This window comes from Stenotrophomonas maltophilia (genome assembly GCF_002799155.1).
GTDB lineage: Bacteria > Pseudomonadota > Gammaproteobacteria > Xanthomonadales > Xanthomonadaceae > Stenotrophomonas > Stenotrophomonas maltophilia_R.
Genome location: NZ_NERD01000002.1, coordinates 1291326 through 1317733, shown reverse-complemented (window position 1 = coordinate 1317733; position 26408 = coordinate 1291326). Strand labels below are relative to the sequence as shown.

The following is a 26408-nucleotide window of genomic DNA, read 5'->3' as shown; positions in this document are numbered from 1 at the left end:
CCTTCGACAGATTTCTGCGATCTGTCGGAACGGCATTCTGCTCTGGTGGGTGGCGACCTTGGTCGGCACGGTAGATCCACGCCATGCGTGGATGAGCGCTGCAAGACCTGTCGATCTGTCGGGGTCGGATCCCGTTGCTGCGCAACGGGCTCTGACCCCTTCGTGAAATTCGCGCAGTGTAAGACCGATCCCTGCTACTGCACCTCCCCCAACAACGCCTGCAACCCCGGCAGCCATTGCTTGCCGGGGTGCCGTACCAGCCACAGGGTGCGCTGCAGGGGCGGCAGCGGGGTCTCCAGCACACGCAGGCGGCCGAGAGCCAGCGGCTCTTCCAGCGCATGACGCGAAAGACAGGCCAGGCCGAGGCCGGCGATGGCGGCTTGCTTGATCGCTTCGGTGTTGCCCAGCTGCAGGGTCTGGGCGAAGCCGCGCAGATGCGGCAACAGCGCCTGTTCGACCGCTTCGCGGGTGCCGGAGCCCGGTTCGCGCAGCAGCCAGCGTGCGCGGCGCAGTTCGTCCAGTGACCAGCGCGCGGCAGCGCCGGCGGCGCCGACGATCACCAGTGGATCCTGCTGCCAGGCGGTCACCTGCAGCCCGCGCTCGTGGCATGGGCCTTCGATCAGGCCGGCGTCCACATCCAGGCGCTGCACGGCGGCAACCACGCCGGCACTGTTGTCGATGCGCAGGTCGACTTCGGCCTGCGGCGCCTGTCGCAGCAGATCGGCGATGCGCGGTGGCAACAGGTAGTTGCCGATCGTGGTACTGGCCGCCAGCACCAGCCGCAGCGGTGCACCCTGCGACGGGTCGCCGCCAGCGGCCAGCTGCCGCTCCAGGTCGGCGGCGTTGACCAGCAACGTGCGCGCCGGCTCCAGCAGCGCGCGGCCGTGCCCGTTCAGGGCCAGGCGGCGGCCGATGCGGTCGAACAGCGGGGTGCCGAAGTGCGCCTCCAGCTCCTGCAGGGCGGCGCTGCTGGCCGACTGCGAGAGCGCAATGGCCTGGCCGGCGGCAGTGGTGCTGCCATGGTCGGCGATGGCGACGAAGACCTGCAGCTGGCGCAAGGTCAGGCGCATGGCATTTACCCGCTTGATAGGTAGGTTTCACCCATATTATTCGTTTTACAGGTCAGCGACAGAAGCGCACGCTTGCCTCATCACTCCAGCCCTGCCCTGCCATGAATGCCCCCGCTCTCTCCTCCTGGTCCCTGGCCGCCCTGCGCCAACGCTGGCAGCCGCGGCTGCCCGGCCTGCTGCTGGTCGGCCTGATCGCGGCGGCCTCGCTGTACCTGGCCGAGCTGCCCTGGCTTCAGGCGCACGGCCTGAGCGCGCTGACCGTGGCCATCGTCGCCGGGATCGTGGTCGGCAATACGTTCTACCCACGGCTGGCACCGGGCAGCGCGGCCGGTGTCGGCTTCTCCAAGCACTGGCTGCTGCGCGCCGGCATCGTGCTGTACGGCCTGCGCCTGACCTTCCAGGACATCGGCCATGTCGGCGTCACCGGCGTACTGATGGACGTGCTGGTGGTCGCCAGCACCTTCGGGCTGGCCTGCTGGCTGGGCATGCGCGTGTTCAAGATGGAGCGCGAAGCGGCAATGCTGATCGGCGCCGGCAGTGCGATCTGCGGCGCGGCGGCGGTGATGGCTGCCGAACCGGTGGTGCGCGGCCGTGCTGCGCAGGTCACCGTCGCGGTCTCTACTGTGGTGGTGTTCGGCACGCTGGCGATGTTCCTGTACCCCGCCTTGTACGCGCTGGTGCAATCGCATGGCTGGCTGGCAATGGACGCGCGGCAGTACGGCCTGTTCACCGGTGCGACGGTGCATGAAGTGGCACAGGTGGTGGCGGCCGGCCGTGCGGTCAACGAAGCGGCGGCTGACACGGCGGTGATCACCAAGATGGTGCGGGTGATGCTGCTGGCGCCGTTCCTGGTCGCGCTGTCGTTGTGGCTGGCGCGTGGCGGCAAGGCCAGCGCCGACGGCAGCAAGGCGCGCATCGTGGTGCCCTGGTTCGCGTTCGGTTTCGCGGCGGTGGCCGGGTTCAACTCGCTGCATCTGCTGCCGGCCGGCCTGCAGGCCGGGCTGGTGCAGCTCGATACCGTGCTGCTGGCAATGGCGATGGCCGCGCTTGGCCTGACCACCCACGTCTCGGCACTGCGCCAGGCCGGGCTGAAGCCACTGCTGCTGGCGCTGATCCTTTTTGCGTGGCTGCTGTTCGGTGGCCTGGCCATCCATCAGGGTGTGCTGGCGGTGCTGGGCTGAGCAGGAGCGTGCCGGCCAAGGTCGGCACCCACCAGCAGATCCACGCCATGCGTGGATGGCGGCTCCAATTGGGGGTCAGAGCCCTTTCCTGCGGAAAGGGATCCGACCCCACCCCATTAGACGGGGGCGGCCGCGCGGACGGGTACAATGCGCCATGACTGACTTCTCGACCCTGCCGCTGAGCCCGGCCCTGCAGCCCGGCCTGGATGCCCTCGGCTACACCACCCTCACCCCCGTGCAGGCGCAGAGCCTGCCGGCCATCCTCGATGGCCGCGACGTGATCGCACAGGCGCCGACCGGCAGCGGCAAGACCGCCGCCTTCGGCCTGGGCCTGCTGCAGGCCATCGACCCCAGCCTGATCCGCGTGCAGGCGCTGGTGCTGTGCCCGACCCGCGAACTGGCCGACCAGGTCGGCAAGCAGATCCGCAAGCTGGCCACCGGCATCCCCAACCTGAAGCTGCTGCTGCTGGTCGGCGGCGTGCCGCTGGGGCCGCAGCTGGCGTCGCTGGAAGGCCACGATCCGCATGTGGTGGTCGGCACGCCTGGCCGCGTGCAGGAGCTGGCACGCAAGCGTGCGCTGAACCTGGGCGCGGTGCGCACGCTGGTGCTGGATGAGGCCGACCGCATGCTCGACATGGGCTTCGAGGAGCCGATCCGCGAGATCGCCGGCCGCACCCACAAGGATCGCCAGAGCCTGCTGTTCTCCGCCACCTTCCCCGACAGCATCCGCGCCATGGCACGTGACCTGCTGCGCGACGCGGTGGAAGTGACGGTGGAGGGTGCCGACCAGGCCCCGGCCATCCGCCACCTGTTCTGCGAGGTGGAGCCGGCGCATCGCCAGAAGGCGCTTGCCGGCCTGCTGCTGAAGTACACGCCGGAATCGGCGGTGGTGTTCTGCAACACCCGCAAGGACGTGGACGAAGTGGCCAACTCGCTGCAGCAGTTCGGCTTCTCCGCACTGGCCCTGCACGGTGACATGGAACAGCGTGACCGCGAGGAAGTGCTGCTGTTGCTGGCCAATCGCAGCTGCAACGTGCTGGTGGCCAGCGACGTGGCCGCACGCGGCCTGGACGTGGAAGAGCTGGCCGCGGTGATCAACTACGAGCTGCCGACCGACGTGGAGAGCTACCAGCACCGCGTGGGCCGTACCGGTCGTGCCGGTGCCAGTGGCCTGGCGATCAGCCTGGTGGCCGGCCGCGAGAAGACCCGTGCCGAAGCGATCGAAGCGCAGATGGGGCAGCCGCTGGACTGGCAGAAGACGCCGCTGGCGACCGCGCGCCCGGCCGAGCTGCCGCAGGCCGCGATGCGCACCCTGCGGATCGACGGTGGCAAGACTGACAAGCTGCGCCCGGGCGACATCCTCGGTGCCCTGACCGGCGACGCCGGACTGTCGAGCAAGTTCATCGGCAAGATCGCGATCTTCCCGACCCGCTCCTATGTGGCAATCGCGCGTGAGCAGGCCAACAAAGCCGTGGCCAGGCTGGAAGCCGGCAAGATCAAGGGCCGTCGTTTCCGCGTGCGGATGATGTAATCGGGTGACCTGCAGGGTCGAGCCATGCTCGACCCTGTGCGCACAGCAAACGGCAGGCGGTGGCAACCAAGGTTGGCACCCACCCTCTGATCAGAACACCAGTTCGGTGTGTAGCGGCAGGTTCGCTTCCCAACGGGCGCGGCCACCGAGGCCATCGAGCTCGACCAGCACGCCGGCACCGACCACGTCAACGCCCAGGCGGCGCACCAGCGACAGCGCAGCGACCAGCGTGCCGCCGGTGGCCAGCACGTCATCGATGATCACTACGCGGGCACCCGCCGTCAGCGCATCGGCGTGCACTTCGATGCAGTCGCTGCGGTATTCCAGCGTGTATTCCTCGCGCAGCACCTGGCCCGGCAGCTTGCCCGGCTTGCGCACCGGCACGAAGCCCACGCCCAGCTCCAGCGCCATCGCGGCGCCGAGGATGAAGCCACGCGATTCGATGCCGACCACCGCGTCCAGCTTCTGGTCGCGCCAGCGGTCGGCCATCGCGGTGATCGCGCCGCGGAAGTCCTCGCCGTGGGCGAGCAGCGGCATGATGTCCTTGAACAGGATGCCGGGCTTGGGGAAGTCGGCGATGTCGCGCAGGCGGGACGCCCACTGCGGAGCGACGATGGCGTCGGTCATGTCACATTGGCTAACTGATGGCGGCATAGGGTACCTGTTCCGGGCGCCGCCTGCCTGATGGGGGTGTCGGCCGGGCCGCGCCCGGCACCTGCAGAGGCCAGAGCGCAATCAAAAGCGAAAGCAAAAGCCGCATTCCGAGGGATGGCGGGGTGGGTCCGGTTGCGGGAGACGCCGTAAACCCATCCATGGGGGCTTGGCCGCGGCATCCATGCCGCGGACACTCCCGCAACCGGACCCACCCCGCCTTCGACAGATCTCTGCGATCTGCAGTAGATCCACGCCATGCGTGGATGAATCTCTATCAAAATCGAATATTTCGAGAATTGAACGAAGAGCATCCACGCATGGCGTGGATCTATCGTGTCGACCAAGGTCGACACCTACCAACAGCCGCGGGAATCTGTCGGAGGTGGGGCGGTGTCGGAGTGCGGGGTGTCAGCCGCATGGATGCGGCTGCCAAGCTTACAGGGACGTACTTGCAGCGTCCCCGCACTCCGACACCGCCCCGCCAAACCACGGAATCCAGCTTTGCTCTGGCTGTTGACCTGGCCTCTGCGGGTGCAGGGTGCAGCCCTGCCGCCCCCCCCTCAGGAGCTGCAGGACAGCATCGAGCAGCCGGCACGGTTGTCGGCCCACGCCGGGCGTTTGCCGGCGAAGTGTTCATACCCCGGGCGTTCGGTGTAAGGGTCACGCAGAACGTCCTGCAGTGCATGAACACCGCCGAGGTCACCCTGCTCCGCGCGGTCGATCGCCTCCTGGGCCAGCCAGTTGCGCAGCACGTACAGCGGGTTCGCCGCCGTCATCTTCGCCATGCGTTCGCTGGCTGACAGCGGATCGCGGTGCAGGCGCGCCGCGTAGTCCTGCAGCCACTGCTGCAACGGCGCCTGCACCGCCTGCTGGCGCGCGTCGTCGTAGTACACCGCGTCCAGCAGCGCCGCATCCGGTGCCGCCGGATCGAGACGCATCAGCGCGCGCCACGCCAGGGTCATGTCCATGGCACCGTCCTGCATCAGCTGCTGCCAGCGCTGGTAGAGCTGCAGGTCATCATCATCCGCCGCAGCCAGCCCCAGCTTCGCTGCAGCATCGCGGCGCGTGCAGGCCACGAAGGTGGACTGGTAGGCCGACAGGCCCGCCTGCAGCGGTGCGACATCGCCGAACAACGGCGCCAACGCCTGTGCCAACCGGCCCAGGTTCCAGTACGCCACCTGCGGCTGGGTACCGAAGCGGTAGCGGCGACCCTGTGCGTCGGTGGTGTTCGGTGTCCAGTCCGGATCGAAGTCTTCGATCCATCCATAGGGGCCGTAGTCCAGTGTCAGGCCGAGCACGGACAGGTTGTCAGTGTTCATCACACCGTGCACGAAGCCGACGCGCATCCAGTGCGCGACCATCTCGGCCGTGCGCACCGCGATCTGCGCGAACCAGTCGCCGTACAGCGCCTCGCCCTGCCCGTCCAGCTCAGGGAAATCGCGGGCGATGCAGGTGTCCACCAACTGTTGCAGCAGTGCGGTTTCGCCACGCGAGGCCGGCAGCTCGAACGAACCGAAACGCAGGAACGACGGCGAAACCCGGCACACGATGGCACCCGGCTCGGCACGCGGGTGGCCGTCGTAGAACATGTCGCGCACCACGTCTTCACCGGTGCCAACCAGCGACAACGCGCGCGTGGTCGGCACGCCCAGGTGGTGCATCGCTTCGCTGCACAGGAATTCGCGGATGGATGAGCGCAGCACTGCGCGCCCATCGGCGCCGCGCGAATACGGCGTGGGGCCGGCCCCCTTCAGCTGCAGCTCCCAATGGCGGCCGTCCGGCGCAACTAGCTCGCCCAGCGAAATCGCACGTCCGTCGCCGAGCTGGCCGGCCCAGTGACCAAACTGGTGGCCACCGTAGTTGGCGGCCCATGGCTGCATGCCGGGGTACAGCGCATTGCCGCCGAACACCTGCGCGAAGCCCTCGCTCTCGACCTCAGCGGCATCGAAACCCAACAGCCCGGCCACTTCCGGCGACCAGGCCAGCAGCGTGGGCGCCGACACCGGGGTCGGCATCACCGGCGACCAGGCCGCGCCCCGCACTTCGCGGCGGCGCCGGCCGGATTCGGGGTCGCCTGGCAGGGTGTGCAGCAGGCGGTTATCGAAACGGGGGCTGACGGTATCCATGGTGCTGAAGATGGGGGCGACGGCCGCCCGCCTCAATTGCCGCTGAGCGCCTGCAGGTGACCACCGTGGGCCTCGGCACGCTGGTAGGCCGGGCGCTCACCGATGCGCTTGAGGAAGCCGCGCAGCGCCGGCTTGTCGTCGAGGCCACCACCACGCGCGGCAGCGGCCTGGATCGGGAAGCTCATCTGGATGTCGGCCGCACTGAAGCGTTCGCCGGCAAACCACGGGCTTTCGGACAAGCGGCGCTCCATCCAGTCCAGGTGCAAGCGCCGCTGCGGCCCAACGAAGCCGCGCTCGGCCTTGTCGGCGATGCTGCGCGCGATCGGGCGGGCAAAGAAGGGCATCGGCGCGTTGCGGATGCGTCCCATCACCAGGGTCAGCAGCAGTGGCGGCATCGCCGAGCCTTCGGCGTAGTGCAGCCAGTAGCGGTAGGCGATGCGCTCGGCTCCGTCGGCCGGCATCGGTGACGGCGACAGCTGGCGTTGCGTGTCGTAGCGGTCAGCAAGGTAGTCGAGAATCGCGCCGGACTCTGCCAGTACCAGCTCGCCATCCTGCAGCACCGGCGACTTGCCAAGCGGATGCACGTTGCGCAGTTCCGGCGGCGCCAGCAACGTCTTCGGATCACGCGGATAGCGGCGCAGTTCGTAGTCCAGCCCCAGCTCCTCCAGCATCCACAACACGCGCAGCGAACGGGAGTTTTCCAGGTGGTGGACGATGCGCATGGGGGTGATCCCTTGGGGAGACACGCATCGTACCGCGCATGGCGCATTGCTCGGCTACGAAAAAACAACGGGCAACAAAAAACGCCGGAAGCTTTCGCTTCCGGCGTTCTGGCTACCCAACGGTAGCAGACGGATTAGACCGCCTGCACCTGGTCAGCCTGCATACCCTTCTGACCCTGGACGGCGATGAAGGTAACCTTCTGGCCTTCCTGCAGGGTCTTGAAGCCGGTGCCCTGGATCGCGCGGAAGTGCACGAACAGGTCCGGGCCGCTTTCCGGGGTGATGAAGCCGAAGCCCTTGGCGTCGTTGAACCACTTGACGGTGCCGGTCTGACGTTCAGACATTTTACTAACTCCTGAAACACATGTTGAAAAAAATCGCAGCCACCGGGTATCGGGGCCGAGACTGAGTTGCAGGCGTTGGTAAAGCGGATCGATGAGTGGATCGTGAGATCAACTGCACCAGGCCACGATTCACGGTGACCCTAGCAAACACAGTGGGTCGCACGATACGCGTGTTTTCCGCAAAAAGCGATAGTCCCGACGTTCATGGGAACCCGTCACCCGCTAGGCGCGGCAAGGGTTGGCAGCCTTTCGCGGCTAACTCCGAGCCCCCATTCAGGATTTTCCTACCCTACACTGGGTAAATGACTGAAGCCGAAACCCCCGCTGAACACGCCTCCCCCCGCATCTGGGTGGATGCTGACGCCTGCCCCACCGTCATTCGCGACATCCTGTTCCGTGCAGCTGAACGGGTCGGTATCGAGCTGACCCTGGTTGCCAACCAGTGGATTCGCACCCCGCCCTCGCGCTGGCTGCGCTCGATCCAGGTGCCGCAGGGGCTGGACGTAGCCGACAGCGCCATCGTCGAGCGGGTCGCCGCAGGCGACCTGGTGGTCACCCAGGACATCCCACTGGCCGCGCTGGTGCTGGAGAAGAAGGCCGTCGCGCTGAACCCGCGCGGCCAGTTGTACACGCCGAACAACATGGCCGAACGGCTGTCGATGCGGAATTTCATGGAGGAACTGCGCGGCGCCGGGGTCCAGACCGGCGGACCGCCGCCCCTGGGGTCCCGCGACCGGCAGCTGTTCGCCGCCGAGCTGGACCGCTGGCTGGCGCGACGCCCGGCCCGCTGACGGGCTAGCCGCCCTCAGCCGGCAGGCTCAGGCTGCGGCCGCTGCTGAACATCCGTCGTTCGCCACTCAACGGGTCGTCGAAGCCCAGGCCCCGCGCCAGAAGCTGCAGCGGCGCCTCAGCGACGTTCGGCGGACGTTGCTGAAGCTGGGGGTACAGCGTGTCACCCACGATCGGCGCCCCCAGCATGGCCATGTGCACGCGCAACTGATGCTTGCGGCCGGTTTCCGGCAGCAGCCGGTACCGCCAGACCGGCCCTTCGGCCTCGATCAGCTCGATCCAGCTGCGCGCATTGGGTTCGCCGGGCACCTCGGCCATCCGGAAGAAGGGCTCGCCCGGCACCAGACGGCTGTCCCGCTGCAACGGGAACTCCCGCCCCGGCAGCGCCGGTGCCAGGGCTTCATAGGTCTTTTCGATGCACCGCTCACGGAACAGGCGCTGGTAAGCATCACGCGACGCACGCTGGGTCGAGAACAGCACCAGCCCGGCCGTCAGCCGATCCAGCCGGTGCAGCGGCACCAGATCGGCATTGCCGGTGCGGGCGACCAGCCGCGCCAGCAACGTCTCGCGCACATGCCCACCGGCCGGTGTCACCGGCAGGAAATGCGGCTTGTCGGCCACCAGCAGGTGCGCATCCAGATGAACGATGGTCTCGGCGAAGGGAACCACCGGCTCATCGGCCACTTCGCGGAAGTACTGGATGTCCAGCCCGACCTGCCAGGGCATGCCCGGCGCGAGCACCCTGCCCTGCGCATCCAGCACACGGCCACGCGCGAAGCGATCCTGCCATTGCGCGCGCGCGATGCGCGGGAAACGTGCACACAGGCCATCCAGCAGGGTGGCCCAGGGGCCGGGCGGCAGCTGCAGCCGGCTGGGCAAGCTCATGGCGTCCACTCCGGCCACGGGAAAGAGCGCAAGAGTGCCATCGTTGACGGCATGCAGACAGCCCAGCCACGGACACCCCCGGAGCAAACCTCTATCATTGTCGTCTTTAGTCCACGGATCCCCCATGGCTCTTACTGCCACCATCCGCAAGGCCGAACTGCAGATCAGCGACATGGATCGCGGTTACTACGCGACCCACAATCTGACCCTGGCCCAGCATCCGTCCGAGACCGACGAGCGCCTGATGGTGCGCCTGCTCGCCTTCGCGCTGAGCGCAGGCGATCGCCTGGAATTCGGTCGCGGCCTGAGCACCGATGACGAGCCCGATCTGTGGGAACACGACTACACCGGCGACATCCTGCAGTGGATCGACCTGGGCCATCCGGACGAGTCGCGCATCCGCAAGGCCAGCAATCGCAGCCGCCAGGTGCAGGTGGTCAACTACGGCGGCAATGCATCGGATATCTGGTGGGGCAAGCAGGGCAAGGGCCTGGCACGTTTCGACAATCTCTCGGTGGTCGATCTGGACGGCGAATTCGTTGAGCGCTGGGGCCAGCAGATCCAGCGTGCCATGCGCTGGAGCGTGCTGATCCAGGACGGCGAGGTGCAGCTGCTCAACGACCAGATCCAGCTCGACGTGATCCCGAACTGGCGCAAGCGCGCCAAGGCATGAGCACGATCCGTTGCGATGTGGTGGTCATCGGTGCCGGCGCGGCCGGGCTGATGACCGCGATCACCGCCGGCCAGCGCGGCCGCCAGGTGCAGGTGATCGACCATGCCAACAAGGTCGGCAAGAAGATCCTGATGTCCGGCGGTGGCCGCTGCAACTTCACCAACACCGGCACCACCCCGGCCAACTTCCTGTCGGCCAACCCACACTTCTGCAAGTCGGCTTTGGCCCGCTACACGCCCTGGCACTTCATCGAGCTGGTGCACAAGCACGGCATCGCCTATCACGAAAAGGAACTGGGGCAGCTGTTCTGCGACATCTCCTCCAAGCAGATCGTGAAGATGCTGGTGGACGAATGCCAGGCGGCCGGCGTACAGATCCGTACCGAATGCAGCGTGCAGCGCATCGAGCACGGCAGCGATGGTTTCCGCGTGCACACCACGCAGGGCCTGTTCCATTGCGCCTCGCTGGTGGTTGCCACCGGTGGCCTGTCGATTCCCAGCATGGGGGCCAGCGGCTTTGGCTATGAAGTGGCCCGCCATTTCGGCCACCAGGTGCTGCCGACCCGCGCCGGCCTGGTGCCGCTGACCCTCAGTGGCAAGCACCAGGAGCGGCTGGCCGACCTCAGCGGCGTCGCACTGCCGATCGAGGCGCGCTGCAACGGAAAGAGTTTCCAGAACTTCATGCTGCTGACCCACCGTGGCGTGAGCGGCCCGGCCATCCTGCAGATCTCTTCGTTCTGGCAGCCCGGCGATGCGCTGGAGCTGGACCTGCTGCCGGGCCAGGATGCCGGCGAGTGGCTGCGCCAGATGAAGCGCGACCGCCCCGCCGCCGAGCTGCGCACGGTGCTGGGCGAGGTGCTGCCGAAGCGGTTGGCGCAGCGCCTGTGCGAGCACTGGCTGCCGGACCGCCCGGTGCGCCAGCTGGACGAGCCAGTGCTGCGCCAGGCCGCGCAGCTGCTGGGCGCATTCCCGCTGGTGGCCAGCGGCACTGAAGGCTACCGCACCGCCGAGGTCACCCTGGGCGGCGTGGACACCGCCGAAGTGTCATCCTCGACGATGGAATCCAAGCGCGTACCCGGCCTGCACTTCGTTGGCGAGGTGCTGGACGTGACCGGCTGGCTGGGCGGCTACAACTTCCAATGGGCCTGGGCCAGCGGCCACGCAGCGGGCGGCGTGGTGTGAACCACTTGGCCGTTCGATGCACGCAAGGGAGGCGCGCATGGACGGTTCGCCGCGCATCGTGTATCTAGATTCGCAGATTGGGGAGCAGTGCATGCAGAACGCGAACGACATCACCATCCGCCTGCTGATCGTCGATGACAGCGGCGAGAATGCCGAAGCCATCGTCAGCACCCTGCGCAACAGCGGCATCGCGGTACGCCCGTGGCGCCCGCAGGATGCGGCCGAGCTGGCCCAGGTGCTGACCAGCCAGGCCATCGACCTGGTGCTGGCCTCGCCTTCGCAGGGCATCCCGCTGCAGCTGGCGGCCCAGCACATCGCCGCCAGCGGCAAGGACATTCCGCTGGTACTGCTGGCCGAGCGCATCGATGAGGACGAACTGGTGCAGGCCAGCAGCCATGGCATCCGTGCCGTGGCCCTGCGCCAGCGCCCCGAGCATCTGCTCGCCGTGGTCCGCGACCAGTGGGTGGACCTGCAGGCGCGTCGCGGCCTGCGCCGCATCGAGGCACAGATGCGCGAGACCGAGCGCCGCTGTGACGCGCTGATCGCCTCCTCGCGCGACCCCATCGCCTACGTGCATGAAGGCATGCACATCCGTGCCAACGACGCCTACCTGGAGATGTTCGGCTACGAGCATTTCGACGACATCGAAGGCATTTCGCTGCTGGACATGGTCGCGGCCCAGCACGTGGAGGGCTTCAAGCAACTGTTGAAGGGACTCAGTCGCGGCGAGGCGCCGCCGCCGCAATACCAGCTCGACGCGCGCCACGAGGACGGCAGTGCGTTCCCGGCGACAATGGAGTTTGCCGCTGCCACCTACGAGGGCGAGTCCTGCCTGCAGGTGGTGCTCCGCCGCCGCATGGAGTTCGATCCCGAGCTGGCGCGCGAGGTCGAGGACCTGCGCCAGCGCGACCAGGTTACCGGCCTGCTCAACCGGCCGACCTTCATGCTGCAACTGGAAAGCGCGGTGGCCCAGGCCGGGCGCAGCGAGGGCCAGTTCGGCCTGCTGCTGATCGAACCGGACCACTACGCGCGACTGCTGCCGGACATCGGCCTGGCGTCGGCCGACACCCTGATCGGCGCGCTCGCCGCGCTGCTGGCCGAGGTGGTCGGCGAGGACGCGCAGCTGGCCCGCTTCGGTGAACATAATTTCGCCGTGCTGCAGGCCGGGCCCTATGCACAGACCGTGGCGCTGGCCGAGCGCATCCGCGAGGCCTATGCCGCGCATGTCTTCAGCATCGGCGCACGCTCGGCCACGGTAACGGTCAGCATTGGCGGCGTGCAGGTGGGCGAGAAGATCGCCAGCATCGGCCAGGTGCTGGCGCGTGCAAGCGAATGCACCCATGCCGCAGCCGAACTGGGCAACACCTGCCGTATCTTCGACCCCGCCGCCGCCGACCGTGTGGAGGAAGAGCGCGTGCTGCGCTGGGTCGCGCGTATCCGCGAGGCACTGGCCGGCGATGGCTTCCAGCTGCACTACCAGCCGGTGCTGAACCTGCAGGGCGAGCCGCTGGAGCTGTACGAGGCCTACCTGCGCCTGGAGAACAATGGCGAGCTGCTGAGCCCGACCGCATTCCTGGGCATCGCCGAGGAACACGGCCTGCTGGCCGATATCAACCGCTGGGTGGTCTCGCAGGCCATCGCAGTGCTCGGCCAGCGCGCGCGCGAAGGCAACGCCACCCAGGTTCTGGTGAAAGTGACGCCGGAATCGTTCGACGACCCGCAGATGATCGCCACCCTGCGCCGCGAGCTGCAGGCACAGGGCGTGCCCGGCGAACGGCTGTGGCTGCATGCACCGGAAGCGAAGGTGTTCACCCACCTGCGCAGCGCGCAGCAGTTTCTCGCCGAAGTGGCACCGCTGGGCTGCCGCATCGGCCTGGAGCAGTTCGGCTCGGGGCTGGATTCGTTCCAGCTGCTGGCCCACTTCCAGCCGCAGTTCCTCAAGCTGGACCGCGGTTTCACCAGCGATCTGGCGGCCACGCGCGAGAACATCGACCGTATCAGCCAGATTACCGCGCGTGCGCAGGAAGCCGGCATCTGCACCATTGCCGAGTTCGTCAGCGATGCCAATTCGATGACCCTGTTGTTCAGTGCCGGCGTGGATTACGTGCAGGGTGACTTCGTCGGCCCTGCGCTGCCGGAAATGGGCTTCGAGTTCGGGTGATACCTACCTGCAGAGCCGGGCATCACTTGGCTCTACAGAACGCAGAAGGCCGGCATTCGCCGGCCTTCTGTTTGATCAGGTCATGTCGACCAGATTGTCGATTTTCACATCCGGATTGACGTCGGCCTCGTAGTCCACGCCTTCCACGCCAAAGCCGAACAAGCGCAGGAAATCGGCCTTGTAGCCGGCCAGGTCGCTGATCTCGTACAGGTTCTCGTTGGTGACCTGCGGCCACAGCGCCACCACCTTGCCCTGCACGTCCGCAGCCATTTCCTTGTAGTCGGCACGCAGTCGACCTTCCTCGTCGACCAGCGCCACGGTGTGACCGTCGCCGTCAACCAGATCGTGACGCAGGCGATCGACCGCCACGCCATCGGACTTGCCGCCGTAGAGAATGTCGTACAGCACGTCGAGCTGCTCGATGCAGCCTTCGTGGGTGCCCTTTTCCTTCATCACCTTGAACAGCAGCGACAGGTACAGCGGCATGGTCGGAATGGCCGAACTGGCCTGGGTGACCACCGCCTTCAGCACCGATACGCGTGCGTCACCACCAATCCTGGCCAGCTTCTCGCGCAGGCCCAGCACCTTGGTGTCCAGATCCTTCTTGGCGGCACCGATCGAGCCATTCCAGTAGATCGCCTGGGTGATTTCTTCGCCCACATAGGTGAAGGCGGTGGTGGTGCAGCCGTTGGCCAGCACGTCGGCATCGGCCAGTGCATCGATCCACATCTGCCAGTCCTCGCCGCCCATCACCGCGACGGTGCCGGCGATCTCTTCCGGGGTCGCCGGCTGCAGCTGGGTCTCGGTCAGCACTTCCTTGTCGGTGTCCAGGCCGCGCAGCGTGATCGGCTCGCCGATCGGCTTCAGCGTGGAACTGATGATCTCGCCGGTCTTCGGGTGCTTGCGGCGCGGCGCAGCCAGGCTGTAGACGACCTGGTCCACTTGGCCGAGATCGGCCTTGATCATTTCGATGGTCTTCGCCTTCACTTCATCGGAGAAGGCATCGCCGTTGATGCTCTTGGCGTACAGGCCGGCTTCCGCAGCGTACGTGTGGAACGCAGCCGAGTTGTACCAACCCGCGGTACCCGGCTTGGTTTCGCTGCCCGGGCGTTCGAAGAAGATGCCCAGGGTGGCGGCGCCGCTGCCGAAGGCCGCGGTGATGCGTGCAGCCAGGCCGTAGCCGGTCGAGGCGCCGATCACCAGCACGCGCTTGGGGCCGTTCTGGATCGGCGGACGCGCGCGGATGTAGTCGATCTGCTGCTTGACCGCAGCCTCGCAGCCGGTCGGATGGGTGGTGACGCAGATGAAGCCGCGGACGCGCGGTTTGATGACCATGAATACCTCGGGTTGGCAATGCGGCGCACGGGGCGCTCAGCAGGAATACGGGCGCGCGCCTGCGCGCGCGAACCGCAGGATCGTAGTGCGCGGGGGAAGATTGCACAACCGACGCTGGCGTAGGGTGGTGTTTGTTTTGCAGGGTTGCACCCTGCACCCGCAGAGGCAACGTCAACGGCAGAAGCTGGGGTCCTGTGGGTTGGCGGGGTGGGTCCGGTTGCGGGGGACGCCGTGAATACGTCCCTGTAGGCTCGGTCGCGCCATCCATGGCGCTCACGCCCCCGCAACCTGACCCACCCCGCCTTCGACAGTTTCCCGCGATCTGTCGGACATGTCGCCGCTGCTGTTGGTGGGTGCCGACCGTTGGTCGGCACGGTTGAATTCATTCGATATCTGACAGATGTGCCGACCAACGGTCGGCACCCACCATCAGCCGTGCGGAACCGGTCTGGGGCAGAGCCCCCTGAGTCAGGGGGCGGCCGCGAAGCGGCGGGGGTCTGGGAGCTGGTAAGTGGGGCCCACGGTTCGCGCAGAGAAGCGTGGGAGCGACAGCGCGCATGCGATGATGCGTACCAGCCCTGCCCACAAAAAACCCCGCTTGCGCGGGGTTCTCTGTGTGTTGCGTGCAGCGCGAACGCTTACGGGCGACGGGCCAGGGCCTCGACGTCCTTCGCCTTCGGCAGCAGGTCCTGCTTGCTGACGCGCAGGAAACCGATGGTCAGCATCGGCACCGCCACCAGGATCGAGGACAGCACCACGATCACCGCACCGATCATGTGCGTCTCGGCCAGGCCTTCCATCGAGCTGCCGCCGTACATGTACAGGGCAAGCGCGGACAGGAAGAACATCACCGCAGTAATCACCGTACGCGACAGCGTCTGGTTGATCGAACGGTTCAGCACTTCCATCGAGTCCACGCGCAGGCTGCGGAAGTTCTCGCGGACGCGGTCGAAGACCACGATCAGATCGTTGATCGCAAAGCCCATCACCGACAGCAGGCCAGCCAGCACGGTCAGGTCGAACTCACGGCCCAGCAGGGACACGTAAGCCACCGTCACGATCAGGTCGAACATCGCCACGATGCTGGCGGTAACCGCGAACTTCCATTCGAAGCGCACGGCAATGTAGATCAGGAAGCCGGCCAGCATGAAGATGGTGGCGTACAGGCCATTCATCGCCAGGTCCTTGCCGATCTGCGGGCCCACGAACTCGTTACGGAGCACGGTGGCCTGGTTGTCGGCGGTTGACAGCGCCTTCACGACGGCGGCAGCGGTAGCCTTGTCCTCGTGCGCGGCGTCGCCGGTGCCGGCAGCGTGCTCACCGTGCGGGGCCAGGCGGATCAGCAGGTCGGTGTTGCCACCGACGCTCTGCACCTGGGCGCCGTCAAAGCCGCCCTGCTCGAGCTTGGTGCGGACCTGCTCGACGTCCACCGCCTTGTCGAAGCGGGCTTCGATCAGGGTGCCACCGGTGAAGTCCAGCGCGTAATTGAAGCCCTTGACGCCGATGATGGCGACCGAGGCCAAGAACACGATGACCGTGACGACCATCGCGACATGGCGCCAGCGCATGAAGTCGATCTTGGTGTCGTTCGGGAGGATGTGCAGCGGAAACAGTTTCATGTGCGTGTCGTCCCGTCAGATGGCCACGTTCTGGAGCTTCTTGCGACGGCCGTAGATCAGCGTCGCCAGCGCACGCGACACGGTGATCGCGGTGAACATGGAGGCGAAAATACCGATGATCATGGTCAGCGCGAAGCCCTTCAGCGGACCGGTACCGAATGCGAACAGCGCCACGCCGACGATCAAGCCGGTCAGGTTGGCGTCGAGGATGGTGCCCGAGGCACGCTCGTAACCGGTCACGATCGCGGTCTTGCCCGGCACGCCGGCACGCAGTTCTTCACGGATGCGCTCGTTGATCAGCACGTTGGCGTCCACCGACAGGCCGACCGACAGCGCCAGGCCAGCGAAGCCAGGCAGGGTCATGGTCGCGCCGAACAGCGACATCACCGCCACCACGATCAGCAGGTTGAACAGCATCGCGAGCGAGGTGATCACGCCGAACATGCGGTAGTAGACGCTGAAGAACACCAGGGTGAACAGGAAGGCGAACACCACGGCGCGCATACCATTCTTGACGTTCTCCGCGCCCAGGCTCGGGCCGACCACACGCTCTTCAACGAAGTCCATCGGCGCGGCCAGCGAGCCGGACTTCAGCAGCTTGGCCAGGTCCTCGGCTTCCTTCTTCTGCAGACCGGTGGTCTGGAAGTTCTTGCCGAACACGCCGTTGATGTTGGCCACCGAGATCACTTCCTCGTTGACCTTGAAGCCACGCACTTCCTGGCCGTCGACGACGGTCACCGTCGGCACGCGCTCGGTGTAGACCACCGCCATCGGCTTGTTCACGTTGGCGCTGGTGAAGTCGAACATGCGCTGGCCACCCACGTTGTTCAGCGTCACGCTGACCGCCGGTGAGCCACTGTTCGAATCGGTCACCGCCTGCGCGCCGACCATCTGGTCGCCGGTGACGATCACGCGCTTGTTCAGCAGGATCGGGCCGCGGCCGTCACGCTGCTGGTAGACCTTCGCTTCCGGCGGGATGCGGCCGGAGTTGATGGCGTCCTGCGCATTGCCTTCAACCACCGCGCGGTATTCCAGGGTGGCAGTGGCACCGATCATGCGCTTGGCTTCGGCAGTGTCCTGCACGCCCGGCAACTGCACGACCACGCGGTCGGCGCCCTGGCGCTGGATGATCGGCTCGGCCACGCCGAGCTGGTTCACGCGGTTGCGCAGGGTGTTGATGTTCTGCTCGATGGCGCCGTTGGCGATCTGCGCGATCTCGGTTTCCGGCACGGTCACCGTGATGCGGTTGCCACTGACGTCGTAGCCGAGGGTCGGCTGAGCCTTGACCAGGGCGGTACGGGCACGCTGCGCGGCGTCGTCACCGGCGGACGGGCTCAGGTTGGCGACGATGCTGTTGTCTGCGCGGCGCTCCACCGACTGGTAGGCGATGCGCGCGTCACGCAGGGTGCTGCGCACGTCTTCGGTGTAGGCGTCCAGGCGCTTGTCCAGGGCGGCCTTCTGGTCGACCTGCAGCACGAAGTGCACGCCACCCTGCAGGTCCAGGCCCAGCACCATCGGGCGACCGCCCAGCTTGGCCAACCAGTCCGGCACAGTCGAGGCCAGGTTCAGGGCCACGGTGTACTTTTCGCCAATCGTGTCACGCAGGGCATCGCTGGCAGCGGACTGCGCCTTCAGGTCCGGCAGGCGGACGATCAGGCTTTCCCCTTCCTTCTCGACACCGATGGTGGTGACACCGGCCGTCTTCAGGTCGGCCAACACACGGTCGCGCAGCGCATCGTCGATCTGCCCGCCACGGTTGGCGGTGATCTGGAGGGCCGGGTCCTTCTGGTAGATGTTGGGCAGCGCGTACAGCGTGCTGAGCGCCAGTACGATCAGGATGACGACGTACTTCCAGCGTGGAAATTCGAGCATTGCTTGGGTCCCGCGCGGCGCCATCCCCGGCGCCGCGGTTGTGCTTCGGAAAGGGAGTGGCTTACTTGGCCGAATCCAGGGTGCCGGTCGGCAGCACGCTGCCGACAGCGCCCTTCTGCACGCGGATGCGCACGTTCTCGGCCACTTCGATGGTGATGAAGTTGTCGCCGATGTCGGTGACCTTGCCGGCGATGCCGCCGTTGGTCAGCACTTCGTCGCCACGCTTGATCTTCTCCAGCATGGCCTTGTGCTCCTTCTGCCGCTTCATCTGCGGGCGGATCATCAGGAAGTACATGATGGCGATCAGGATGATCGGGAACAGCAGCGTGGTCAGGCCCATGCCCTGCGGTTGGCCGCCGGCGGCCTGGGCGTGGGCGGCGGGAATCAGGAAGGCAAGCAGGTTCATCGTTGGTCCTTTGGTTGGGCGGCGCTTCGGCCGTTTCACGGGCACGAGGTGTCGACCGCGGATCTGGGTCAGCCTTGAAGTATGCCACGGCCCCGGGCGTTCGTCCTTGGGCCGTTTGGCAGGGGGCGTTCGGGTTACAGCGGCGGTGCTACCGCCCCGCGTGCCGCGTAGAAGGACTCACGGAAGGCCAGGAAGGTTCCCGCCTCGATCGCCGCACGGATGTCGGCCATGAGCTTTTCGTAATAGAACAGGTTGTGCAGGGTGCCCAGCATCGGCGCCAGCATCTCGTTGCAGCGGTCCAGGTGGCGCAGGTAGGAACGGGTGTAGCCACCGGTGCAGGCCACGCAGCCGCAGCCGGGCTCGATCGGGTCCATGTCGCGCGCGTACTGGGAGTTGCGGATGCGAACGGTGCCGAACGAGGTGAAATAGTGGCCGTTGCGGGCGTTGCGGGTCGGCATCACGCAGTCGAACATGTCCACGCCGCGGGCGACACCCTCGACCAGGTCCTCCGGTCGGCCCACCCCCATCAGATAGCGCGGGCGGTCACCCGGCAGCTCCGGATCCAGGTGGTCGAGCATGGCGTTGCGCTCGTGCTCCGGCTCGCCCACGGCCAGGCCGCCGATGGCATAGCCGTCGAAGCCGATCGCCTGCAGGGCTTCGGCCGAGCGGCTGCGCAGGTCGGTGTGCACGCCACCCTGGACGATGCCGAACAGGGCCGCGTCGTTGCCCAACTCGTCATGCGCGTTGCGGCTGCGCTGGGCCCAGCGCAGGCTCAGCTCCATCGAGCGGCGCGCCACATCCTCGGTGGCCGGGTACGGGGTGCACTCGTCGAAGATCATCACCACGTCCGAATCGAGCACCTTCTGGATCTTCATGCTCTCTTCCGGGCCCAGGAACACGCGGGCACCGTCGGTCGGCGAGGCGAAGGTCACGCCCTGCTCGGTGATCTTGCGGCGGTGGGCCAGCGAGAACACCTGGAAGCCGCCGGAGTCGGTCAGGATCGGGCCGTCCCAGCGGCAGAAGCCGTGCAGGCCGCCGTGGTCGGCGATGATGTCCAGGCCCGGGCGCAGGTACAGGTGGAAGGTGTTGCCGAGGATGATCTCGGCGCCCAGCGCACGCACCTGGTCCGGCAGGATGCCCTTGACCGAGCCATAGGTCCCCACCGGCATGAAGGCCGGCGTTTCCACCGTGCCGCGCGGGAAGGTCAGGCGGCCACGGCGGGCACGGCCGTCGCGGGTCTTGAGCTGGAACTGCAGTCGGGACATGGAGCGGTCATTCAGGCAAATAGTCGCCTATTGTCTCCCAAGAAAGCGTGCGCACCAAGGTGCGCACGCACAGGGGCCCCTGCCCTCCCGGGCTACCCTGCCGCCTCACCCCGCCTGCGGGAACAGCAGCATCGCGTCGCCGTAGCTGAAGAAGCGGTAGCGCTGCTCGATCGCGTGCTGGTAGGCCTCGAACACGCGCTCCTTGCCAGCGAACGCGGAAATCATCATCAGCAGCGTGCTTTCCGGCAGGTGGAAGTTGGTCACCATCGCGTCCACGCTGCGGATGCGGTAGCCCGGGGTGATGAAGATCTGGGTCTCGCCGGCGAACGGCAGCAGTTCGCCATCGCGCATCGCGCTTTCCAGCGCGCGCACCACGGTGGTGCCGACGCCGATCACGCGGCCGCCGGCGGCGCGCGTGCGCCGCACCTGCTGCACCAGCTCGGCGCCCACGTTCAGCCACTCGCGGTGCATCACGTGGTCCTTCAGGTCATCGGCGCGCACCGGCTGGAAGGTGCCCGCACCCACGTGCAAGGTGACGTGGCCGAAGTCCACGCCATTGTCCTTCAATGCGGCCAGCAGCGGCTCGTCGAAATGCAGGCCGGCAGTCGGCGCGGCCACCGCACCCACTTCGCGCGCGAACACCGTCTGGTAGCGCTCGCGGTCGTCCACGCCCGGCTCGCGCTGGATGTAGGGCGGCAGCGGCAGGCGGCCGGCATGCAGCAGCCACTGTTCCAACGATTCCGGCACACGGAACTGCAGCACGTAGAACTCGCCGTCGCGGCCCAGCACTTCGGCTTCGCCCCCGGCATCCAGCGCGATGCGGCTGCCGGCCTTCGGCGACTTGCTGGCGCCCACCTGCGCGCGGGCCTGCTGGGCGCCGAGCAGGCGCTCGATCAGGATCTCGACGCGGCCGCCGCTTGCCTTCTGCCCGAACAGGCGCGCCGGGATCACCCGGGTGTCGTTGAACACCAGCAGGTCGCCCGGCTGCAGCAGCGACGGCAGGTCACGCACCTGCAGGTCGGTGAAGGCATCGGGCGCCGGCGGTACCAGCAGCAGGCGGCTTGCGGAACGTTCGGCCAGGGGCGCCTGTGCGATCAGTTCAGCCGGCAGGTCGTAATGGAAATCGGACTTCTTCAAGGCAGTGGGCGGCAACAGGTCGACAATGGCGCGCATTGTACGGCCAGCGTCTGCGAGCCGGCGCACTTCGCGGCGAACGTCGCGCAAAATGCTGCTATGCAGCAGGTTTCTGCGGGGTTATCGCGCAAAAAAACAAGTGCTAGCATCGAGTTGGAAGTCCGCTGCACGAGCCTGCCCCAAGCGCGCGTGATGACGCGCGTTTTGCTTTTGAAGACCCGTGCGACCCATTGTTTCAGGAGATCTGCAATGAGCTTCATCGAACGCCTCGCCCCCCTGCGCAACCAGCCCGGCACCCGCCTCACCTCCGGCCTGGACGATGCCACTCTGACCGCCCTGTCCGCCAACCACCCGCAGCTGATCGCCGCGGTGGACGCCGCCGCCGAGGAATTCGCGCGCGTGCAGGCCGACCTGGGGCCGCTGCTGGCGCAGGATGAACAGGCGCAGATCGACGCGATGCAGGACGGGTTCGTCAATTTCTATGCCGATGATGCAGTGACCCCGTACGTGGCGCTGGCCGCGCGCGGGCCGTGGGTGGTCACCCTGAAGGGCGCCGTGCTGTACGACGCCGGCGGCTACGGCATGCTCGGCTTCGGGCACACCCCGGATGCCGTGCTGGAGGCAATGGCCCGCCCGCAGGTGATGGCCAACATCATGACCCCCAGCCTGTCGCAGCAGCGATTCATCACCGCCCTGCGCGCCGAGATCGGCCACCGCCGTGGCGGCTGCCCGTTTGCGCGGTTCATGTGCCTGAATTCCGGCTCCGAGGCGGTTGGCCTGGCCGCGCGCATCGCCGACGTCAACGCCAAGCTGCAGACCGACCCGGGCGCGCGCCACGCCGGTGCGGCGATCAAGCGCGTGGTGGTCAAGGGCAGCTTCCATGGCCGTACCGACCGCCCTGCCCTGTATTCCGATTCCAGCCGCAAGAGCTACATGCAGCACCTGGCCAGCTATCGCGGCGAGGACTCGGTGATCACCGTGGCGCCTTATGACGAGGCCGGCCTGCGCAAGGTGTTCGAGGATGCCGCGCGCAACCAGTGGTTCATCGAAGCGGTATTCCTGGAGCCGGTGATGGGCGAAGGCGACCCCGGCCGCTCGGTGCCGCCGGCGTTCTATGCCGTGGCCCGTGAACTGACCCGTGCGCACGGCAGCCTGCTGCTGCTGGACTCGATCCAGGCTGGCCTGCGCGCGCATGGCGTGCTGTCGGTGGTCGATTACCCGGGCTTCGAAGGCCTGGATCCGCCGGACATGGAGACCTACTCCAAGGCGCTCAACGCCGCGCAGTACCCGCTGTCGGTGCTGGCGGTGACCGAGCATGCCGCGCAGCTGTACCGCAAGGGCATCTACGGCAACACCATGACCAGCAATCCGCGTGCACTGGACGTGGCCTGCGCCACCCTGGCGCAGCTGACCCCGCAGGTGCGTGCCAACATCGCCGAACGCGGTGCCGAAGCCGTGCGCAAGCTGGAACAGCTCAAGAGCGAACTGGGCGGCCTGATCACCAAGGTGCAGGGCACCGGCCTGCTGTTCTCCTGCGAGCTGGCCCCGCAGTTCAAGTGCTACGGCGCCAATTCCACCGAGGAATGGCTGCGACAGCACGGCATCAACGTGATCCATGGCGGCGAGAACTCGCTGCGCTTCACCCCGCACTTCGGCATGGACAGCGAGGAGCTGGACCTGCTGGTGGGCATGGTCGGCCGCGCCCTGCGTGAAGGCCCGCGCCGCGAGCAGGCTGCAGCGGCGTAAGCGGCCGCTTCGCTTCGGCGCTACAGAAGGGGATAATCCACCCGCACCCCGCCCGCAACCGCTGACCCGGTTGCTGGCGGGGCGTTTTCGTTTCCGCACCAAGAGACAAGACCCCCCATGAAGTCGATCTGCGTCTACTGTGGTTCCAACGCTGGCAGCAAGCCGGCCTATACCGAACGCGCCATTGCCCTGGGTGATCGCATCGCCCGTGACGGCCTGCGCCTGGTGTACGGCGGTGGAAACGTCGGCCTGATGGGAACCGTGGCCAATGCCGCGCTCGCCGCCGGCGGCGAGGTAACCGGCGTCATTCCGCGCCAGCTGGCCGACTGGGAAGTGGCCCACCGTGGCCTGACCGAATTGGAGATCGTCGGTTCGATGCATGAGCGCAAGTCGCGCATGTTCGACCTGGCCGACGGCTTCGTCACCCTGCCCGGTGGCTTCGGCACCATGGAAGAGATCTTCGAGATGCTGACCTGGCGCCAGCTGGGCATCGGCAACAAGCCGTGCGCGTTCCTCGACGTGGAAGGTTTCTACGCGCCGCTGATCGGCATGATCGACCGCATGGTGGAAGAGCGCTTCCTGCACCCGGACCAGCGCCAGGACCTGTGGTACGGCTCGGACATCGAAGAAATGCTGGAGTGGATGAAGAACTACCAGCCGGCGCAGGCCTCGAAGTGGATTGACGAGAAGCGCCGCGCCGCCCTGCGTTGATGCAGCCGCAAGCGGTGGCTAGCCCGCCGCGTGCGACCACGGGGCGGGCCGCCCCAACAGGTAGCCCTGGCCGTAATCGCAGCCCAGTTCTCGCAGGGTCTGCCGCTGCGCCTCGGTCTCGATGCCCTCGCCGATGGTCTCGATGCCCAGCGTGCGCGCCAGCGACAGCACGCCTTCGACCAGGGCCCGCGTGCTCTGCACCTCCGGCCCATGCAGCCCTGCGATGAAGCTCTGGTCGATCTTCAGCGTGCTGATCGGGAAGCGGTGCAGGTAGGACAGCGCCGAGAAGCCGGTACCGAAATCGTCCAGCTGCACCTGGATGCCGCGCTCGCGCAGGCCCTGCAGGATGCGCAGCGTGTGCGGACTGTCGTCCAGCAGCGCCACCTCGGTAATCTCCAGGCGAAGCCGGCGCGGATCTGCGCCGCATGCATCGAGCAGACCGAACAGGCGGCCACTGAACTCGGCCGAGCGGAAATGGCGCGGCGATACGTTCACCGAAACATAGCTGTGGCCGCCTTCGGCCAGTCCCGCGATGACCTGTTCGTAGATCAGCCAGTCGACCTGTTCGATCAGGCCGCTTTCCTCGCCAAGCTCCAGGAACGCCCCGGGCAGCAGCAGGCCACGGCGCTCGTGCTGCCAGCGCAGCAATGCCTCGTGCCCCACCACCTCGCCATCGGACAGACGCACGATCGGCTGGTAGAACGGGACGAAGTCGCGGTTGTTGATCGCACGGCGCAGGTCAGCTTCCAGATCAAGGCTGCGCATGGCCTGCTCGCGCATGTCCTCATCGAAGATCGCACAGCGGTCGTGGCCCTGCGCCTTGGCCCGGTACATCGCTGCATCGGCGTCGCGCAGCAGCTCTTCACCGGTACGGTAGCGGGGGTTCCACAAGGCGATACCGAGGCTGCCGGACGGGAACAGCTCGCGCCCGGCGATCCACATCGATTCCTGCAGTGCCAGCAACAGCCGCTGGCCGAAATCCAGGGCCTGTGCCAACCCCTGCGGACATTGCAGCAGCACCGCGAATTCATCGCCCCCCAGTCGCGCCACTACATCCTCGGGGCCGGCCATCGATACGATGCGTTTGGCTACCTCCACCAGCATGCGATCGCCGGCGGCGTGGCCAATGCTGTCGTTGACCAGCTTGAAGCGGTCCAGGTCGAGGAACAGCACGGCGAACACCGGCCCACCCTCACGCCTGGCCAGCGCCAGCGCATCCTGCAGGCGATCGAGCAGGTGCAGGCGGTTGGGCAGGCCGGTCAGCGCATCGTGCATGGCCTGATGGGTCAGGCGCTGCTCGGCACGCAGACGCTCGCCAATCTGCCCGAGCAGCTTTTCGTTGACCTCGGCCAGCTCGCGGGTACGTTCCTCCACGCGCTTTTCCAGCTCGGCATGCGCCGAACGCAGCTGCTGCTGGTCGCGCTGGCGCGCCAGCCCGGTTCCGATGTTCTGTGCAACGAAGGTCAGCAGGCGCTGATCGTGCACACTGAACGTGCTGTTCGGGCTGTAGCTCTGCACCACGATCGCGCCGACCGCCTCATCATCGCGCAGCAGCGGCACGCCCAGCCAGCAATGTGAGCGCGCGCCCGATTCGCGCACCTCGCCGCTGGCCAGCAGTGCGTCGATCTGCTCCCGCGACGCCAGCAGCGGCCGCCGGTTGCGCACGACATACTCGGTCAGGCCGCGGCTGAACGGGCGTGGCGCGCGGCTGGCGTTGTGCTCGTCCACCGAATAGACGAAGTCCAGGCCGTTGCCCGTCCCGTTCACCAGCGCGATATAGAAATTGCGCGCATCAAGCAGGCGCCCGACCACGCCATGCACCTGCCCATAGAACTGGGCCAGGCTGTCGGCCGACATCGCCATTTCGGCGATGTTGTACAGCGCGGTCTGCAGCTGCTCGGCACGGCGGCGCTCGGCCACTTCATCCTGCAGGCTGCGGTTGGCGCGCTGCAGCTCCAGCGTGCGCCGCTCCACCTGTTGTTCCAGCCGCACCTGCGCCTGGCGCCGGTCCATCGCGGTCTGCACATGTTGCGCTACAAAGCCCAGCAGCGCCCGCTCGGCCTCGCCATAGCGGGCCGCCAGCTCATAGCTCTGCACCACGATGGCGCCGCAGACGCGGCCATCGCGCAGCATCGGCACGCCCAGCCAGTCCAGGCTCTCCGGGCCACGCTGCGGGTCGTGCTCCTGCTCGACCACACGCGCCAGCAGCTCGCGCGAGGGGCCGCTGAGCGGCTTGCCGTGGCGCAGCAACGCCACGGTCAGGCTGCGCGGCATCTCGCCGGCGTCATGGCTCTGGGACGGATCGGCGACGAAGTCGTCGACCTGGTCGGCGAAGTACAGGAAACGGATCTGGTCGCGGACGTCGTCGTATTCGACGATGTAACAGTTTTCCGCGTACATCAGCGTGCCAAGCACGCCGTGCACGTGGCGCAGCATCTCCGACATCTCCAGATCGGCGCCGGCCAGATCGGCGATCTGGAACAGCGCCTGCTGCAGCCGTTCAGCCTCTTCCAGCGCCTTGATCTGCCCGGCCTGGCGGCCGCGCTGCAATGCCAGTTCCATGGCCTGCCGGGCCAGCCCCCACCACGCCGCGGAAGGCACCGCACCTTCCACCGATAGCTGCAGACGGGCACCGTCATATTCCCAGCCATGGCAACCGTCGCCGACGCCCGGCGCCGTGGATGCGCCAGCCGCGACGACCGCCGGCCAGCCGCCCTGGCCGCATCCCAGCTGCGGATCGTTCCAGCCAACGCGGACCACGGCCGAATCCGGCAGCAGCGCATGCAATGCGCGCACCAGCGCCGTGCTCAGCACGGCCTCGTGTGGTGGCTCTTCTGCCGGTTCAACGTGCCTGGACAAATGACAATCTCTTGGCGCCGTCTGCGCGTCGCCTCCCCTGAGCCGCCGAGCATAGCGCGCCACCCGGGGGGCAATGGAAGCCCATCAACCCCGAATCGTGCGCCCGTACGTTTTTCCTGCTGTCCATAGCCGCTTCCACGCCAT

The 26408-nt window shown here is 67.0% G+C and carries 21 protein-coding genes; 8 read left to right on the top strand and 13 right to left on the bottom strand.

Annotated elements, in window-relative coordinates; translation table 11 throughout:
* Positions 1-194: 194 nt before the first annotated feature.
* Positions 195-1070, bottom strand: a complete 876-nt coding sequence (locus B9Y82_RS06755; protein WP_100472025.1) for a LysR substrate-binding domain-containing protein — start codon at positions 1068-1070, stop codon at positions 195-197.
* Positions 1071-1171: 101 nt separating this feature from the next.
* Between B9Y82_RS06755 and B9Y82_RS06750 the strand changes: the two genes are divergently transcribed.
* The gene (locus B9Y82_RS06750) at positions 1172-2251 is read left to right on the top strand and encodes a YeiH family protein (RefSeq protein WP_100472024.1); all 1080 of its coding nucleotides are present in this window, start codon (positions 1172-1174) and stop codon (positions 2249-2251) included.
* 154 nt (positions 2252-2405) lie between these two features.
* Entirely contained in the window at positions 2406-3782 is a 1377-nt protein-coding gene (gene dbpA / locus B9Y82_RS06745) for an ATP-dependent RNA helicase DbpA (protein ID WP_100472023.1), read from the top strand.
* Positions 3783-3872: 90 nt separating this feature from the next.
* Here dbpA and B9Y82_RS06740 read toward each other — a convergent pair whose 3' ends face one another.
* From B9Y82_RS06740 to B9Y82_RS06720, 4 genes are all read right to left on the bottom strand, one after another.
* Positions 3873-4409, bottom strand: a complete 537-nt coding sequence (locus tag B9Y82_RS06740; RefSeq protein WP_100472022.1) for an adenine phosphoribosyltransferase — start codon at positions 4407-4409, stop codon at positions 3873-3875.
* Between the two features lie 587 nt (positions 4410-4996).
* Positions 4997-6562 carry a protein adenylyltransferase SelO gene (locus B9Y82_RS06730; protein ID WP_100472020.1) on the bottom strand — a complete coding sequence of 522 codons (1566 nt, stop codon included), beginning with the start codon at positions 6560-6562 and terminating at the stop codon, positions 4997-4999.
* 32 nt (positions 6563-6594) lie between these two features.
* On the bottom strand, positions 6595-7284 hold the full coding sequence (locus tag B9Y82_RS06725; RefSeq protein WP_100472019.1) for a glutathione S-transferase family protein: 690 nt from the start codon (positions 7282-7284) through the stop codon (positions 6595-6597).
* A gap of 134 nt (positions 7285-7418) precedes the next feature.
* On the bottom strand, positions 7419-7628 hold the full coding sequence (locus B9Y82_RS06720) for a cold-shock protein (protein WP_005416210.1): 210 nt from the start codon (positions 7626-7628) through the stop codon (positions 7419-7421).
* 302 nt (positions 7629-7930) lie between these two features.
* Here B9Y82_RS06720 and B9Y82_RS06715 point away from each other — a divergent pair, with 302 nt between their 5' ends.
* Positions 7931-8419: a YaiI/YqxD family protein gene (locus tag B9Y82_RS06715; protein WP_100472018.1), complete on the top strand. Its 489-nt coding sequence runs from the start codon at positions 7931-7933 to the stop codon at positions 8417-8419.
* Positions 8420-8423: 4 nt separating this feature from the next.
* Here B9Y82_RS06715 and B9Y82_RS06710 read toward each other — a convergent pair whose 3' ends face one another.
* Positions 8424-9302, bottom strand: coding sequence for a pseudouridine synthase (locus B9Y82_RS06710; protein ID WP_100472017.1), 879 nt, complete (start codon positions 9300-9302; stop codon positions 8424-8426).
* A 124-nt stretch (positions 9303-9426) separates the two neighbouring features.
* On the opposite strand from B9Y82_RS06710, the gene B9Y82_RS06705 reads away from it, so the two are divergent.
* From B9Y82_RS06705 to B9Y82_RS06695, 3 genes are all read left to right on the top strand, one after another.
* Positions 9427-9975: a YaeQ family protein gene (locus tag B9Y82_RS06705; RefSeq protein WP_049425172.1), complete on the top strand. Its 549-nt coding sequence runs from the start codon at positions 9427-9429 to the stop codon at positions 9973-9975.
* Positions 9972-11156 carry an NAD(P)/FAD-dependent oxidoreductase gene (locus tag B9Y82_RS06700; protein ID WP_100472016.1) on the top strand — a complete coding sequence of 395 codons (1185 nt, stop codon included), beginning with the start codon at positions 9972-9974 and terminating at the stop codon, positions 11154-11156. The genes B9Y82_RS06705 and B9Y82_RS06700 overlap by 4 nt, the downstream gene beginning before the upstream one ends.
* Positions 11157-11247: 91 nt before the next feature.
* Positions 11248-13317, top strand: a complete 2070-nt coding sequence (locus B9Y82_RS06695; protein ID WP_100475185.1) for an EAL domain-containing response regulator — start codon at positions 11248-11250, stop codon at positions 13315-13317.
* 75 nt (positions 13318-13392) lie between these two features.
* Here B9Y82_RS06695 and fabV read toward each other — a convergent pair whose 3' ends face one another.
* The 6 genes from fabV to queA form a co-directional block, all read right to left on the bottom strand.
* Positions 13393-14652, bottom strand: coding sequence for an enoyl-ACP reductase FabV (gene fabV, locus B9Y82_RS06690; protein WP_100472015.1), 1260 nt, complete (start codon positions 14650-14652; stop codon positions 13393-13395).
* 638 nt (positions 14653-15290) lie between these two features.
* Positions 15291-16271, bottom strand: coding sequence for a protein translocase subunit SecF (gene secF / locus B9Y82_RS06685; protein ID WP_100472014.1), 981 nt, complete (start codon positions 16269-16271; stop codon positions 15291-15293).
* Positions 16272-16286: 15 nt separating this feature from the next.
* Positions 16287-18143 carry a protein translocase subunit SecD gene (gene secD / locus B9Y82_RS06680; RefSeq protein ID WP_162292082.1) on the bottom strand — a complete coding sequence of 619 codons (1857 nt, stop codon included), beginning with the start codon at positions 18141-18143 and terminating at the stop codon, positions 16287-16289.
* 61 nt (positions 18144-18204) lie between these two features.
* A complete protein-coding gene (yajC, locus tag B9Y82_RS06675) occupies positions 18205-18549 on the bottom strand; it encodes a preprotein translocase subunit YajC (RefSeq protein WP_087922285.1) in 345 nt (114 codons plus the stop codon).
* Between the two features lie 134 nt (positions 18550-18683).
* Positions 18684-19814, bottom strand: coding sequence for a tRNA guanosine(34) transglycosylase Tgt (tgt, locus tag B9Y82_RS06670; RefSeq protein ID WP_006434331.1), 1131 nt, complete (start codon positions 19812-19814; stop codon positions 18684-18686).
* 105 nt (positions 19815-19919) lie between these two features.
* Complete coding sequence (gene queA, locus B9Y82_RS06665) at positions 19920-20987, bottom strand: tRNA preQ1(34) S-adenosylmethionine ribosyltransferase-isomerase QueA (protein WP_100472012.1); 1068 nt, start codon at positions 20985-20987, stop codon at positions 19920-19922.
* Positions 20988-21197: 210 nt separating this feature from the next.
* On the opposite strand from queA, the gene B9Y82_RS06660 reads away from it, so the two are divergent.
* Both B9Y82_RS06660 and B9Y82_RS06655 read left to right on the top strand, forming a co-directional pair.
* Positions 21198-22694: an aminotransferase class III-fold pyridoxal phosphate-dependent enzyme gene (locus B9Y82_RS06660; protein ID WP_100472011.1), complete on the top strand. Its 1497-nt coding sequence runs from the start codon at positions 21198-21200 to the stop codon at positions 22692-22694.
* Positions 22695-22811: 117 nt separating this feature from the next.
* Entirely contained in the window at positions 22812-23405 is a 594-nt protein-coding gene (locus tag B9Y82_RS06655) for a TIGR00730 family Rossman fold protein (RefSeq protein WP_100472010.1), read from the top strand.
* Positions 23406-23423: 18 nt separating this feature from the next.
* On the opposite strand, the gene B9Y82_RS06650 is transcribed toward B9Y82_RS06655, so the two are convergent.
* On the bottom strand, positions 23424-26264 hold the full coding sequence (locus B9Y82_RS06650) for a bifunctional diguanylate cyclase/phosphodiesterase (protein WP_100472009.1): 2841 nt from the start codon (positions 26262-26264) through the stop codon (positions 23424-23426).
* Between the last annotated feature and the right edge of the window lie 144 nt (positions 26265-26408).

Bases quoted from the DNA above. Each gene is read 5' to 3' on its own strand.
- B9Y82_RS06715 (WP_100472018.1), top strand. From the start codon at position 7,931: ATGACTGAAGCCGAAACCCCCGCTGAACACGCCTCCCCCCGCATCTGG.
- B9Y82_RS06725 (WP_100472019.1), bottom strand. From the start codon at position 7,284: ATGCGCATCGTCCACCACCTGGAAAACTCCCGTTCGCTGCGCGTGTTG.
- B9Y82_RS06720 (WP_005416210.1), bottom strand. From the start codon at position 7,628: ATGTCTGAACGTCAGACCGGCACCGTCAAGTGGTTCAACGACGCCAAG.
- B9Y82_RS06755 (WP_100472025.1), bottom strand. From the start codon at position 1,070: ATGCGCCTGACCTTGCGCCAGCTGCAGGTCTTCGTCGCCATCGCCGAC.
- dbpA (WP_100472023.1), top strand. From the start codon at position 2,406: ATGACTGACTTCTCGACCCTGCCGCTGAGCCCGGCCCTGCAGCCCGGC.
- secD (WP_162292082.1), bottom strand. From the start codon at position 18,143: ATGCTCGAATTTCCACGCTGGAAGTACGTCGTCATCCTGATCGTACTG.
- fabV (WP_100472015.1), bottom strand. From the start codon at position 14,652: ATGGTCATCAAACCGCGCGTCCGCGGCTTCATCTGCGTCACCACCCAT.
- B9Y82_RS06740 (WP_100472022.1), bottom strand. From the start codon at position 4,409: ATGACCGACGCCATCGTCGCTCCGCAGTGGGCGTCCCGCCTGCGCGAC.
- B9Y82_RS06705 (WP_049425172.1), top strand. From the start codon at position 9,427: ATGGCTCTTACTGCCACCATCCGCAAGGCCGAACTGCAGATCAGCGAC.
- yajC (WP_087922285.1), bottom strand. From the start codon at position 18,549: ATGAACCTGCTTGCCTTCCTGATTCCCGCCGCCCACGCCCAGGCCGCC.
- B9Y82_RS06700 (WP_100472016.1), top strand. From the start codon at position 9,972: ATGAGCACGATCCGTTGCGATGTGGTGGTCATCGGTGCCGGCGCGGCC.
- B9Y82_RS06695 (WP_100475185.1), top strand. From the start codon at position 11,248: ATGCAGAACGCGAACGACATCACCATCCGCCTGCTGATCGTCGATGAC.
- B9Y82_RS06710 (WP_100472017.1), bottom strand. From the start codon at position 9,302: ATGAGCTTGCCCAGCCGGCTGCAGCTGCCGCCCGGCCCCTGGGCCACC.
- queA (WP_100472012.1), bottom strand. From the start codon at position 20,987: ATGCGCGCCATTGTCGACCTGTTGCCGCCCACTGCCTTGAAGAAGTCC.
- B9Y82_RS06655 (WP_100472010.1), top strand. From the start codon at position 22,812: ATGAAGTCGATCTGCGTCTACTGTGGTTCCAACGCTGGCAGCAAGCCG.
- B9Y82_RS06730 (WP_100472020.1), bottom strand. From the start codon at position 6,562: ATGGATACCGTCAGCCCCCGTTTCGATAACCGCCTGCTGCACACCCTG.
- B9Y82_RS06750 (WP_100472024.1), top strand. From the start codon at position 1,172: ATGAATGCCCCCGCTCTCTCCTCCTGGTCCCTGGCCGCCCTGCGCCAA.
- secF (WP_100472014.1), bottom strand. From the start codon at position 16,271: ATGAAACTGTTTCCGCTGCACATCCTCCCGAACGACACCAAGATCGAC.
- tgt (WP_006434331.1), bottom strand. From the start codon at position 19,814: ATGTCCCGACTGCAGTTCCAGCTCAAGACCCGCGACGGCCGTGCCCGC.
- B9Y82_RS06660 (WP_100472011.1), top strand. From the start codon at position 21,198: ATGAGCTTCATCGAACGCCTCGCCCCCCTGCGCAACCAGCCCGGCACC.